Source organism: Nostoc sp. (assembly GCF_036917555.1).
Taxonomy (GTDB): Bacteria; Cyanobacteriota; Cyanobacteriia; order Cyanobacteriales; family Nostocaceae; genus Nostoc.
The window spans coordinates 148,075-161,504 of sequence record NZ_JBALDD010000023.1 but is presented as its reverse complement, the minus strand read 5'-3'; the positions used below and the strand labels follow the sequence as shown (position 1 = coordinate 161,504).

Below are 13,430 nucleotides of genomic sequence, written 5' to 3'. Positions count from 1 at the left end.
GCCCTAAAACTTCCATGAAATCGTTCCTTGCACCGTGAATGGATCGCCCGGGTTAACACTGACCCTGTTATTAGCAGAATCATAATAGTTAACATCAAATAAATTCCTGAAATTGAGGGATGCCCGGAATCTATCTCGCTTGTAGAAGATGGCAGCATCGGTGAGGAAGTAACTAGGTAATTCAAAGGTGTTTGGCAGATCCCCTTGCCTCTCTCCCACAAAGAAGAAACCTACGCCTGCTCCAAAGCCTTGCAACGGACCCCGTTGAAATTCATAACTTGTCCAGAGGTTGAAGCTATTTCTGGGGGTATTTCTCAGCAAGTTACCAACAGGAAGTTCATTATCTTGGGTGATTTGGGCATCGGTGTAGGCGTAGCCTGCGATGAGGTTCCATCCTGGCAAGATTTCACCACCAATGTTGAATTCAATGCCTCGGCTGCGCTGCTCACCTGTTTGGACGGAAAAACCATCTCTATCCGGTACAGGATCAGCCGTTACAACATTAGAACGGGTTATGTCGTAGAAGGCAAGCGTTGCAGAAAGTCGATCAGACAAGTCTGCCTTAATCCCAACTTCGTACTGAGTGGCGCGCTCTGGTTGAAAAGCGTCGCCTTCAAAGGAGGTAACTCCAGTCACGGGGTTAAAGGCGCGACTATAGCTGGCATAGAGCGAAATTGGCTCAAAGGGTTGATAGACAATTCCTACACGCGGGCTGAAGGCGCTATCGGATAGCTCTTCCTCGGTATTGGCTATTCGATCTTCCGAAGTGCTCCTGAAAGTATCAAACCGTACACCTAACAATAGTTTGAGATTGTCAAAAAGCGTGACCTGATCTTGAACATAAATACCTAATGTATCTGTTGAGCCAGCAAGATCAAATCTGAAAATGACATCACCAATAGGCTGACCATACACAGGGTTAAACAGATTAATAGGAGCGGCTCGTCCAATGATAACAGGTAAAGTGCTTTCCTCCCTGGTGAGATTAAAACCCATTAGTAGCTGATGCTCTACACTGCCTGTAGCAAATTTACCAACAACATAAGTATCTAAATTGAAGAATCTTCCGAATTCTTGATCGGAGGATAATGCATACGTTCTACTTAAGGTGCGTTGATCCTCCGCTAGCGAAGAGGAAGAGATTTGGTCTCTATCTCGCCCACCTTGCGAAAATCTGAAAGCATTACGTAGCTGCCAGTTCTCACTAAAGCGATGTTGGAGGTCGTAGCCCACTGCGAAAGAATATACATCGTCTTTGTTTGGATCTCGCTCAGTGTAGGTGCGGTTGCGCGGTATTCTTCCATTTGGATTTGGCAGCACACTCCCTACAGCGGGAACACCGCTATTACCATTCGCTTTGGGTCGATCAAGATACTCAGCTTCTAGAGTCAGCTTAGTGCGATCGCTAATTTGCCACGTGAGAACAGGTGCAACAAAGTATTGCTGTTCCTCATAAAAATCAACGAAGCTTTCTGTTGTGAGAGCCGCCAAATTCAAACGATACAACACCGTTTTGCTGTCGTTGAGGGGACCAGTCAGGTCAACAGCACCGCTATAAAAGTTGAAACTCCCCGCAGAGGCTTCTACCGAGTAGTAGGGTTCTGTAAGTGGTTGTTTTGTAACATAGTTAATTAAACCTCCAAACGAACCTTGACCATAGAGAACAGAAGCGGGTCCCTTGAGAACTTCAATCCGTTCGATGTTAGCTAGATTAAAAACTCCAGCACCAGAGCCACCCGTAGGGTCTCTCAGCCCATTTCTAAGAATATTGGCAGTGGCGTCAAAGCCTCGAATGTTAATGTCCGCACCCCCACTGCGAGAGGCGCTATTTTGTCCCTGCGATACACCAGCGATGTTTCTGAGTGCCTCATTTGGGTTTCTCACCTGCTGGTCTTCTAATACCTGTTGTGGTACGACTTGAATCGATTGGGGAATATCGCGCAGAGGTGTGTCAGTTTTGGTAGCAGTTGACGAATCTCTTACACGATAACCATCTTGCTCACCCGTCACTACCAACTCAATCGGCTCATCACCTTGTGCTGATGGTGTGTTTTGTGGTGTAGGGAGTGCTGGCTTTTCTTGAGTTTGTGGTGTTTGAGGCTGTTGCGGTGGAGAAGTCGCAATTTCAGCAGAAGTTATACCAAAAACCAGACCTGCATTATCATCAAATAACTCAACCGTTGGTAAAGCTTTCTCTCCCACCACCGCCACTCGCACAGTAGTTGCATCAATATTTGTTACTGTAATTTCAGTAATTCCCTCGACTGGTTTTTCCGAACGAAATGTGAAAGCTTCGCCACTGGGTAAATGCAACTGCCCACCAGATACGTCAGCAATAAAATTATTACCTGTACTGCGATTTGTAACTTGCAATTGAGTACCAACAGGTGTCTCTAAAATTATCTCCACACCTTTATCAGTGCGATTAGCTTTAACTCCCGTAATTGGTACAACTTCACCCCCAAGGTTCGGGTGGTTGCTTGGTGTTGGCGACTGCACTAGCATTTGAGCGCTAGTGCTGGGACGCTCAACTTCACTCAATTGCCGAATTTTTCGAGTCAGCAGAGGTCTTAAATTTTCCTGACTTTCGACTTCTTGCTTCTCAATCGTTGATTTAATTTCTGCCTGTACAGGCTCAATAGCAATAGTACTCAAGTATCCGAATAGACTCAGTAAAAACCACAATCGCACACTACCAGACAACCAACGCTTCATTACAACTCCTGACACCAGCTTGCAGAACTTTGCTGAATTAATCCACTTTGCAGTCATACCCCTTAATACTTGCAACGGGAGACACGAAAATCAGTTCCCTCCTTGTTGAAGGAGAATTCTAAGGTGAGATGAATCAAGTTTTTTAGAGCAAAACTTGATTACTGCAAATAGTTTTTAATTCAACGAAGCTGAGTATAAAGAATAATTTGCAACTGAGTCTATCCAAAAACCGCATCACTATCTCGAAACCGACTTTTTACTAATTAAACTTTCACTGGGCGTAATCCCGAACCTGCGCTTGAAAGCACCTGCAAAGTATCCCAAGTGAGAATAGCCGATTTTGTTAGCAACCTCAGCAATAGTCATGTTTCCCTGACGCAATAATTGCTCTGCCCATTCCATACGTTTTTCTGTCATGTAGCTAAATGCTGTTTTGCCAAAGAGTTCCTGAAATCCACGTTGGAGGGTGCGGTCGCTCATCCCCACCATTTGCGCCAATTCCAGTATCGACGGCGGATTCTCTAAACGGGAGAGTAAAATTTCTCTGGCGTGATGAATCCGGGCGATGGTTTGTGTCTTTAATCGTGGTGACGGTTGCACTCCAGCTTGTTCAGCTAAGAAGGGGGCAAGTTGCAACGCCATCAACTCTAGCACCTTCCCCTGTAAATACAAACGCTTCGTCATCCCGTGGTAAGGACAGTTGACTATTTGCTGTGCCACTGTCTGTATTGCTGTTGTAGCTTTTGGGTAGAGCAATGTTTGCCACTCGTTACCTTTAGCTAAAAAATGTAGTTGCGGTGGAATTTCTCCATCTCCTGTAGGAAAAAAGGTTGCCAACAACTCAGGAGGCATACTGAAGCCAATACCCATGCTTGATTTAGAATCCAAACAAGTCATTTTTCGTTGAATGCCGCCACCTGAAATGAGCGTATATCCTTCTCCTATTTGCCCTCCATATTCTTCTCTACTTGTTCCTGAAAGGAGAACAGCAAATTGCAAAGGGTGATCGCATTCACAGCTTTGACTCAGTATGTCATCGTAGTATTCGGAGTTACCAATCCCCAGATGCACTTGGGGATGGACTTCTATGCTTCGCGTATATCCTTTGCCCAGTTGCCTGGGTACTTGACAATAGGATTCAAATGGTTCTGATGAGTTTTGCTGGCTATTTTGTCTAGCTTCTGCCCAAAGGTCTCTTTCTTCTTCGGGCGTTAGGGTAATGGTCATAGTTGACTACTGGTAGATATTGAAAAATTAATGCTAGTTATTTTCAATAATCTTACCGCGATCGCTTGAAACTATGGCATTTTCCCAAGTGAAGCTTTCTACTGCCCAAAAGGTTTAGAGCAGTGAATTTATTTATAGAAAAGGTCGAAGGATTTTTTAAGGGGACATTGATTTGACTAAATTTAAATCAATGGGAAAAACTTAAAGGGCAAAGGAATAATAGTCGCTCACAACTGAACTTGACTTTTTCCTTTCCCCTTTCCCCTTTCCCTTCCCCTGTGATGTCTCTTTAACCGAAGCGCCCACTGATATAATCCTCAGCTTCTTTGGTTTGAGGAGAACTGAACATTTGAGCTGTAGGATTAAACTCAACTAATTTGCCACGACGTTTACCATGCTCGTCAATTTCTGTATTGAAGAAAGCCGTGAAATCTGCGACTCTAGAAGCTTGCTGCATATTGTGTGTCACCATAATGATGGTGTATTGCTCCTTGAGTTCTAAGCAGAGTTCTTCGACTTGACGGCTAGAAATTGGGTCAAGAGCAGAACATGGTTCATCCATTAATAATACATCTGGCTTCATGGCGATCGCCCGAGCAATGCAAAGTCGTTGTTGTTGTCCGCCAGATAATGCAGTTCCCTTCTCTTTGAGTTTGTCTTTGACTTCATCCCAGATAGCAGCGCGTCTGAGGGAATCTTCCACCAATTCATCAATGTTACCTTTGTAACCGTTAGCCCGCGGACCAAAGGAAATATTTTCGTAGATTGACTTGGGGAAAGGATTTGGTCTTTGAAAAACCATGCCGACTTGGCGGCGTAATTTTACAGAATTTATCTTGGGATCATAAATGTTGCGATCGCGGTAATTCAATCTACCCTCAACCTTAGCTCCAGGGATTAAATCATTCATCCGGTTGAAGCAACGCAGTAAGGTACTTTTACCACATCCTGAAGGCCCAATAAAAGCAATAATTTGTTTCTCAGGAATCTTTAGGTAGACATCTAAAAGTGCCAAAAATCCCCCATAGTATACCTTCACCCCTTCAACATTGAATACGCCTTTGTCTTGGTCTATTGTGGCGCTATCTGATTGACTTCTACTATTGCTATAAGTCATTTGGCTGAACTCCTAATATCCGTGAATGTATCGAATTAGATATTTAATTACCTAATTTATTGAGAAGCGTTGTCGAATATAAATTGCTACACCATTTAAAACTAAAATCAAGAGTAACAACGCAATAATTGTCGCTGCTGCTGCACTAGCAAAACCCGGTTCAGGACGAGTGATGTAACTATAAATTTGAATGGGTAATGCCATAAATCTCTGAAACAAACTAGGGTTAAAGGTGAGAAAACCTACAGCACCTACAACAATCAGAGAGGCTGCATCACCAATAGCGCGGGATATAGAGATAATCACCCCCGTCAAAATACCAGGAACAGCATAGGGTATGACATGACTGCTGATAGTTCGCCATTTTGTGACACCTAATCCGTAAGAAGCATTTCTCAGGGAATCTGGGACAGCGCGAATTGCTTCTCTAGCTGTCACAATAATTACTGGTAAAGACAACAAAGATAAAGTCAATGCACCGGAAATCAAAGCGGGGCCAAACCCAAGCAAATAATTGAAAACTCCTAAACCCAGCAATCCATAGACAATAGAAGGCACACCCGCCAGATTACTGATATTAATCTCAATAATCGCTGTCCACCAAGCTTTAGGTGCATATTCTTCTAGATATAAAGCTGCTCCAACACCAATTGGGACAGTTACTAAAATCACAACAGCTCCTAAAAGCATACTGCTGATAATCGCAGGACGAATACCACCTTGATCAGGAAAACGAGAAGGAGTTTCTGTGAGAAAGCCGGGTGATAAAAATCTGCCTAATCCGTCTTTCAAAATATCAAAAAGTAGCAATGCTAGGATAAATAAACCAATTAGCAATCCTAACAAAAAAAGGACTTCAAATACTTTCCCTAATTTATCCCTACTCTCAACATTATCGGTAAATTCTGCCGCAGATTCTAAAGAATCATTTTGTTGATAACTTGTAGCCATATCTATAATTAGTCGTATTTTTCTTTAAAGCGATTAGCAATCCAGTAACTAACAATATTCAAAGCAAGCGTAAGTAAAAACAGTACAGCGCCAACAGCATATAATGTTCTGAAATTAAGACTACCACGCGGACTATCTCCACCAGAAATTTGCGCCATGTAAGCTGTCATGGTTTCTACTGATTCCATAAAATTAACAGTTAATCTTGGTTGTTGTCCGGCGGCGATCAGGACAGTCATTGTTTCACCCACAGCGCGAGAAATACCCAAAATAATTGAGGCTATGATTCCAGAAAGTGCAGCTGGTAGAACTACTTTAAAAATGGTTTCTAGTTTAGTGATACCTAAAGCATAAGCTCCTTCTCGCAAAGAACGAGGAACTGCTCGGATAGCATCTAAGCTGATAGAACCAACAGTAGGAGTAATCATTACCCCCATCATTAATCCCGCACTCAAAGCGTTGAAAATTTCCAGAGGGATAAAATTCCGCAGCAATGGTGTAAGGAACAACAGCGCAAAGTAACCATATACTACCGTTGGTATTCCTGCCAAAAGTTCCACCGCTGGACGTAAAATTGCCGCAACTTTAGGTTCAGCATATTCACTCAAATAAATAGCAGAAGATAAACCCAAAGGAATAGCAACTGCCATCGCAATAGCTGTAGTCAAAAAAGTGCCATTAATCAATGGCCAAACGCCAAAATGTTTATCGGCAAATAAAGGTGTCCATTTAGTATCAAGAAAAAATTGGGCAAAGGAAACTTCTTGGAAAAAATTGAATGTCTCCTGAAAGATAATTATGACAATCCCAAAGGTAGTTAAAACTGAAACTAAAGCACAAGCAAATAAAACTGCCGCAACAATCTTTTCTGAAATATCTTCAGATGGATTTTTATCCAGTGACTGTCTGGATAGTAGATAAGGCTCGTCTTGAGAATTGGTATTTTGCATAAACAGTTAAGTTTTAACTACACTCAGACTACAATGACTAGGACTTTATTTAAATGAAGTTCGTGATTGGTTCACCTGGTTTTGCTTTTTTAAACTTTGTCCCAGTTTCACCAGTAGCAAATTTTTGTTTGACTTTGAGGTAAGCTTCATCAGGTAATGCTACATAACCAACGCTATCTACCCACTTCCAAGAATTTTCCAGATAAAAATTTACAAATTCTTTGACTGCTGGCTTAGTATCTAAGGATTTTTTACTAACATAGATGAACAGAGGACGAGACAAAGGTGTATAGATATTTTTAATTACGTTATCCACCGGCACTGGTTTTTCACACTTTCCTTCAAGACTTTCTACAGCAACTAGATTCAGCTTTTCTTGATTTTGAATATAGTAAGATATCCCTACATAACCCAAGGCTGTTACATCACCTGACACTCCTTGTACGAGAAGGTTTTGATTCTGAGTAGCAGTGTAATCTGTACGGCCATTCTTGGCTTTACCAGTCACAGCTTGAGTCATATAATCGAATGTTCCCGTATCCGAGGATGGAGCATACAGCTTCAGTTTTTCATTAGGAAACTTGGGATTAACTTGATTCCATCTCAATACTTTACCGTCTGATTTGCCGCCCCAAATCTTACCTAGTTCTTTAATAGTTAGACATTTGGCAAAGTTATTTTGGCGGTTGGCAATCACAGCGATACCATCTAAAGCTACAGGCAACTCGACAAATTCAATATTCTTACTTTTACATTTTTTGATTTCTTCATCTCGAATGGTGCGAGAAGCACCAGCTATATCAATATCACCATTACAAAATTTACTGAAACCACCACCAGTACCACTTGAGGCAACGCTTACTTTAGCTTCAGGTTTTACTTTACCGTATTCTTCTGCAACTGCTAAAGAAACAGGAAAACCTACAGCTGCACCATCAATACTCACCTGACTTTTCTTTTCCTCATTGCTGCTACAAGCAGTGCTACTGCTGGCAATAATCATTAAAAATATCAGGAAAAAGCTATCCTTAAATCTGCTCCGAAAGCTCATAAATTATTAATTGAGTAAAGTGACTAAGAATTCTTATGCTTGGCTATCTGCTAGTAGATAATCCTGCACGAAAAGTATAGATATCATGCTTTGCTAGCAGCTTTAACTTTGTCAAAAATAGCCCCATCTCCAAAAAACTTTTTCTGGATAATATCCCAGCCACCTAAATCTTGAGATGTGAATAAAGTTTTAATTGGCTGATATTGTGATGCTACTTCTTGGGTGACAGTGGGGTTAACAGGACGATATTGTAATTTAGCAAATTCTCGTTGAGCTTCTGTCGAGTAAAGAAAATCAACAAATGCTTGTGCAACTTGCCTTGTACCGTGTTTATCAACGTTTTTATCAACTACGGCTACAGGATTATCAATGGAAATATTGACTTGGGGTACAACATAAGGTAGTTTAGTCCCATTTTTTCCTGCTAAAATTACTTCATTCTCGTAGTTGATTAAGACATCACCCTGATTTTGTTGGAAAAATAAATTGCTAGCTTCACGAGCATCTTTGGTCAGAATAGGAGTGTTTTTATAAACTTTGGTGACGTAATCTAACGCTGTCGCTTCGTCACCTCCGGTTAGACTCACGGAACCCCAAAAAGCCAAGAATTCCCAGATAGCAATACCAGAAGTTTTTGGGTTAGCGGCAATCACTTTTACGCCATCTTTTGCTAAGTCTGCCCAAGTATTGATGGCTTTGGGATTGCCTTCGCGGGTGACGATCGCAGCAACCGATTTACTAACAATACCATTTCTCGGAGCTTCGGTTTCCCAACCTGATTTAATCAAACCCGCTTGCTGAATTTTACTGACATCCAGGGGAAGTGCCAAGTGTACTATATCTGCTTCTTGTGAATCGGCAATCACAGCTGCCGCTTGAGCGCCAGAACCGCCATAACTTTGCTCAAATGTGACATTCTGATTGTGTTCTTGCTTCCACTTTTCGATAAATTTGGGAATTATCTGGTCATGAGCGGCTTTGGTAACAGAGAATGAAACGAGTTTTAACTTAACATCATTTTTGCTAGCTGAACTGCTTCCCGAACAGGAGGCAACTGCTATACTCAAAAAAATACTTATTAAAAACAGACTCACAAAGCTTTGGATACTGCGTCCATCCAACCAAGTTTTGATTGCGTGTCGAGATGAGACTTGTATGCTCTGCAAAGCTTTCATGACATAAGCCTGCATATCCTCACTCAGGAATTTATTTAATTGTGTCAGTTGTTGCGACTTGCTCATCAGAATCACCCCTAAATCTACGGTATTTCTACATGGATACCGTGATTATGAGAATTATAGGGTATATAGAATAATATTTATCATCTGAATTAAATTTTTTTAATTAAGTGAGCAATCTATCATCAAAAGTAGCAAATAAGTATGATTTCCCAAGGCATTTCAAAAAATGGGTTTTTCTGCTGGAAAGCGAAACAAACCGGCTATATACATAATATTTGCTAAAAAATATGTAATTTTTAATACAAAATAGTAGTGAAAACTCGACTTTTTTTAGCCGTCAAGCTGTTTGTAAAACAAAGTAGCCGCAATACAGTAATTTGAATATCATATTTAGCGATCGCGCTGATTACGACATTATTTGTACATAACATCTAACCTTCAAAATCATCAATACTTACAACAATTCTCTAAATTATTCACGAGTTATTTGGCAATCGCATAGTATTTGTGCTACAAACCACGACTAATTGTTTCACCTGAATGTACAGGAACTACTGTCCTACGCCCATCACTATGTATCATAATATGATGACTGCCACGTACCCTAGCCACTTCAGAACCAACTTTGCTCAGGGCTGCAATAACTTCCTTTCCTGTGACACTTGGAATTGACTCATATCTCAACTGCGACTCGTTGAATACCAACAAAGTCAAGTGAATCCTGCTGTTCTTCCTCAAATTCTAGACAAAGTTCAATCGCTTCTCTAATGCGTTCCACTAACTCATCTAAAGTTTTAGCTTGCGTATGATAACCAGGAAGATTTGGGACGGAAGCAACAAAGTAGCCATCTGCATCTCGTTCGAGAATTACATTAAATTCTCGCTTCATTATGAACTTCCCTAAATTTATAGATAGTATATTCTCTCATTATTAAAAGAGCGATCGCCCCTTCAGTGAGAAAATATAATCAGGCGATAAGTAAGATTTAAGCACTCACCAACTGAGTCAGGCGTCTCAATACACGTAGCACATCGTACAACTCATTTCCGGGGTTTCGCATCAAAAAACCCTTTGATAAAGCATAACGTGGTGGATTTACTTTCACTAATTTGACGAAAATAAACTCGCTTCTCGTGGTAATCATACCAAAACTAGGTTTATTGGTATACGGATTTCCTAACATATAAGCAAGAATTTGTGTGAGTCCTTGTTCCACTGAAAACGAAGCTCTTTTAGACTTAATAATCATCACCCAAAATTGCTCTTTTAAAACTAAGGTATCTATTCTACCTTTGATAATTACATCTTCATCTGGCACAGCAATATCTATAGATTCTTCTGATTTTATATAAAACAGAGCTAGATAAAAATCCCCAATAAAAAGTAATGGGTCTACAACTGCCATTCTGACTACATCTTCTAGTAAAGGTGGGTAATTAAGAAGATTAAAATAACCCATTTTTACCTTATCTAAAAGTTGTTTATCTAAATCATTTATTTCTGGTAAATCTTCTTGCCATTCATGAAAGAATGAGCCATCCAAAACTAACTCAATACCAAAGTTATCGATTAAATAGCGTAAGTCGATGACCTTTGCTTGGATTGTTTGCCTCATAGATTTTGGAGAGTGGAAAATAGGGCTTACACAAAATACTTCTAAAACTCTGATTTCTCTGTGCCCTCCGCGCCTTTGCGGTTCGTTATTCCATAACAATTGTTAATTACGAATTACGAATTACGAATTATTTTATCCTACTCATTAGTTGCTGCTTCCAGCCAGACTTCCACATCATCTGCTAGCAACTTCTGCGCTGCATCCATCATTGATGTTGCGATGTCTTTGAGGTCTTCGCGGTTGTTCAAGTAAGTTTTTAACGCTTCCATTGGGTCGATGCTACTACTCGCACTCAATTCAGGAATCCGGGGCCTGGCTAATTGACTCACTAATTCTGCTTGAATGGTGTAGGTATGAGCGGGACTTAAAGCAGTATGTAGAGAGGAACTGTCAATTAAATCCATCTGTTCGGAGCGGAGTTTGTAAATTATCCGCACTACAGCATCTTGAATATCATACTTGGCGATCGCTTTCATTAACACCGCTTGCGGATCATCTGCTTTCGAGATATCCACCTCAATGGTGCGGAAAGTCCGAACTGTCAAAGGACAAAATTCCCACTCAGCGCTTCCCCGCTCAAGTTCCAGCATTACATAGCCTTTGTCTTCTTTTTCTTCGCTAAAATCTACCCGCTCAATACTCCCTGGATAAATTACCGGTGGGTTGTTGGATTTATTCAGATTTTGGTGGCGGTGGACATGTCCCAACGCTACATAATCAAAACAAGGTCGCGTCAGCAAAGATAGGGGTAGAGTAAAGCCTTTACCTACTGCCAAAAATCGTTCTGCACCCAAGGTAGCATTGTCAGCCATCAAGTGAGCCAAAAGGATACTAGGCACATCGGGGTCAAGACGGCGAACTTCCCCTTCTAAAACAACTCGTAGACGTTCCGTTAATAGTTGGTTGACTTCCGCCAAAGATAAACCTTCAGTCTCTTGGCGAGTCATCAAAGTTGAACGAGTCAGCCAGGGGAGGGTAATTACTTGCACTTTGCCATTACGGGTTTTGATACAGTGCGTAGTTAATGTATCACCAACAACAAACCCTGGCACTCCCAAAGTGCGGTAAATATTTAAACTCGCTCCTCCCTGTCCTTGGGAATGTTGGTCATGGTTGCCTACCAACAGCACTGTTGGAATATTGGCATCCATGAGACGGCGAAACTGGCTGGCAAAAGCTTGTTGTACATAAGGTGGTGGTGTAGCATCCGGGAAAGCGTCACCACCAAATATCACCATATCAACAGCATCTGTCAGCGCTCGGTCAATACATATAGAGAGAGTATTGACAAAATCCTCCAACCGTGTATTTAATCCAGTCGCGGGATTAATTCGTCCGTGGGAGAAGCCGCTTCCCATGTGGATATCGGAGAGATGGAGGATTTTAATCATATTTGTCCTTTGTTCTTAGTCATTTGTCCTTTGTCTAATACTAATGACAAATACTTCGGCTTCGCCCTTCTCTACGAGAGGCTGCGCCAACGGCTACGCTCAGGACAAGCTCAGTACAAGTGACAAATGACCAATGACTAAATATGAATTCCGCATTCTGTTTTATCACTTCCCCGCCAGCGTCCAGCGCGTTCGTCTTCGCCTTCACCTACTTTGGTGGTGATGGGTTGGTCGCCGATGCTGGGATAACCTTGGTCGTGGAGGGGGTTGTAGATGACTCCATGTTCAGCCACATAAACCCAGCTGTCTTGGCGTGTCCAGGTAGCTATGGGATTTACTTTCAGCCGATCTTTATTGTCTAATTCAAATATGGGCATATTTGCACGGGTTACTGCTTGGTCACGGCGGCGTCCGGTAATCCAAGCGACACTGTTGAGTTCGTCTAAACCCCGTAATAATGGTTCAATTTTTGTAATATTGTGGAATTGGGCAATATCCTTGTCCCAGAGTTTGTCGCCGTATTTGGCTTCAAAGGCTTCACGGGTGTCTACATCTGGAGTTTTGTAAGTTTGCAGATCCAGATTATAGATTTGTATGGCTTTGGCTACTAATTCTAGGCTTTCTGGGAAGTGGTGCAAGGTATCGAGAAAGATCACAGGAACGGGATGCTTGAGTTCACTGTAAAGAATATGGGTAATTATCATGTCATCCACGTTAAAAGCGCTTGTTTGCACCAGTCCCGTTGGGATATTTTCTATAGACCATGCCAGTATTTCTTTGGGAGTGGCAGTTTCAAATTGCTCATTTAATTTGTCTAAGTCAAAAGTGATCGCTTGATTTCTAGATGCAGTGGAGACTGTCATGATAATCTTCTATTCAAATATTTCTACCTTGATTAAGATCGATCTTACTCCATCAAGACACGTATTCCGCTCGGAGATAAGGTAATTATTTTGTGCGGAAATTACTACATTTTGAGAATGGGGAACTTGTACTGAGCGCAGTCGAAGTATGGGGAGCGGGCACAAGAAAAATAACTATATTTAATATTTAGTAATAATTAATACACTAATCTAAACAGGTATTTATTAAGAAACGTTACGGTAATTTAAGTTTTACAGTATTTTCATAGATATTTATACTGATTTTGATATGGTTAAGGAACTATTAATAAAAGGGATTTTACTTAAATGAACAACGCAAAATTCAGCAATCCATTAGGCCAGTCTAT

Annotated in this window: 12 protein-coding genes; all 12 read right to left on the bottom strand. The window is 41.2% G+C overall.

The window, feature by feature from the left end; genetic code table 11:
* Positions 1-3: 3 nt before the first annotated feature.
* Positions 4-2,715 (bottom strand): TonB-dependent siderophore receptor, encoded by a 2,712-nt coding sequence (locus tag V7K60_RS09275; protein ID WP_442944374.1) that lies wholly within the window; start codon positions 2,713-2,715, stop codon positions 4-6.
* A gap of 237 nt (positions 2,716-2,952) precedes the next feature.
* Positions 2,953-3,942, bottom strand: coding sequence for a helix-turn-helix transcriptional regulator (locus tag V7K60_RS09270; RefSeq protein ID WP_334924843.1), 990 nt, complete (start codon positions 3,940-3,942; stop codon positions 2,953-2,955).
* A gap of 289 nt (positions 3,943-4,231) precedes the next feature.
* Entirely contained in the window at positions 4,232-5,059 is an 828-nt protein-coding gene (pstB, locus tag V7K60_RS09265) for a phosphate ABC transporter ATP-binding protein PstB (RefSeq protein WP_334817948.1), read from the bottom strand.
* Between the two features lie 51 nt (positions 5,060-5,110).
* Entirely contained in the window at positions 5,111-6,010 is a 900-nt protein-coding gene (gene pstA, locus V7K60_RS09260; RefSeq protein ID WP_334924841.1) for a phosphate ABC transporter permease PstA, read from the bottom strand.
* Between the two features lie 8 nt (positions 6,011-6,018).
* Entirely contained in the window at positions 6,019-6,960 is a 942-nt protein-coding gene (gene pstC / locus V7K60_RS09255) for a phosphate ABC transporter permease subunit PstC (protein ID WP_334924839.1), read from the bottom strand.
* 49 nt (positions 6,961-7,009) lie between these two features.
* Positions 7,010-8,011 carry a PstS family phosphate ABC transporter substrate-binding protein gene (locus V7K60_RS09250; protein WP_334924837.1) on the bottom strand — a complete coding sequence of 334 codons (1,002 nt, stop codon included), beginning with the start codon at positions 8,009-8,011 and terminating at the stop codon, positions 7,010-7,012.
* A gap of 83 nt (positions 8,012-8,094) precedes the next feature.
* A complete protein-coding gene (locus tag V7K60_RS09245; RefSeq protein ID WP_334924835.1) occupies positions 8,095-9,252 on the bottom strand; it encodes a sulfate ABC transporter substrate-binding protein in 1,158 nt (385 codons plus the stop codon).
* A gap of 450 nt (positions 9,253-9,702) precedes the next feature.
* Positions 9,703-9,804 (bottom strand): type II toxin-antitoxin system HicA family toxin, encoded by a 102-nt coding sequence (locus V7K60_RS09240; protein ID WP_334925518.1) that lies wholly within the window; start codon positions 9,802-9,804, stop codon positions 9,703-9,705.
* Between the two features lie 61 nt (positions 9,805-9,865).
* Positions 9,866-10,081 carry a type II toxin-antitoxin system HicB family antitoxin gene (locus V7K60_RS09235; protein WP_334924834.1) on the bottom strand — a complete coding sequence of 72 codons (216 nt, stop codon included), beginning with the start codon at positions 10,079-10,081 and terminating at the stop codon, positions 9,866-9,868.
* Positions 10,082-10,178: 97 nt separating this feature from the next.
* Entirely contained in the window at positions 10,179-10,808 is a 630-nt protein-coding gene (locus V7K60_RS09230; RefSeq protein ID WP_334924832.1) for a restriction endonuclease subunit R, read from the bottom strand.
* A 137-nt stretch (positions 10,809-10,945) separates the two neighbouring features.
* Positions 10,946-12,199 carry an exonuclease SbcCD subunit D gene (locus V7K60_RS09225; protein WP_334924830.1) on the bottom strand — a complete coding sequence of 418 codons (1,254 nt, stop codon included), beginning with the start codon at positions 12,197-12,199 and terminating at the stop codon, positions 10,946-10,948.
* Positions 12,200-12,336: 137 nt separating this feature from the next.
* Entirely contained in the window at positions 12,337-13,062 is a 726-nt protein-coding gene (gene cysH / locus V7K60_RS09220) for a phosphoadenosine phosphosulfate reductase (protein ID WP_334924828.1), read from the bottom strand.
* Positions 13,063-13,430 lie beyond the last annotated feature (368 nt).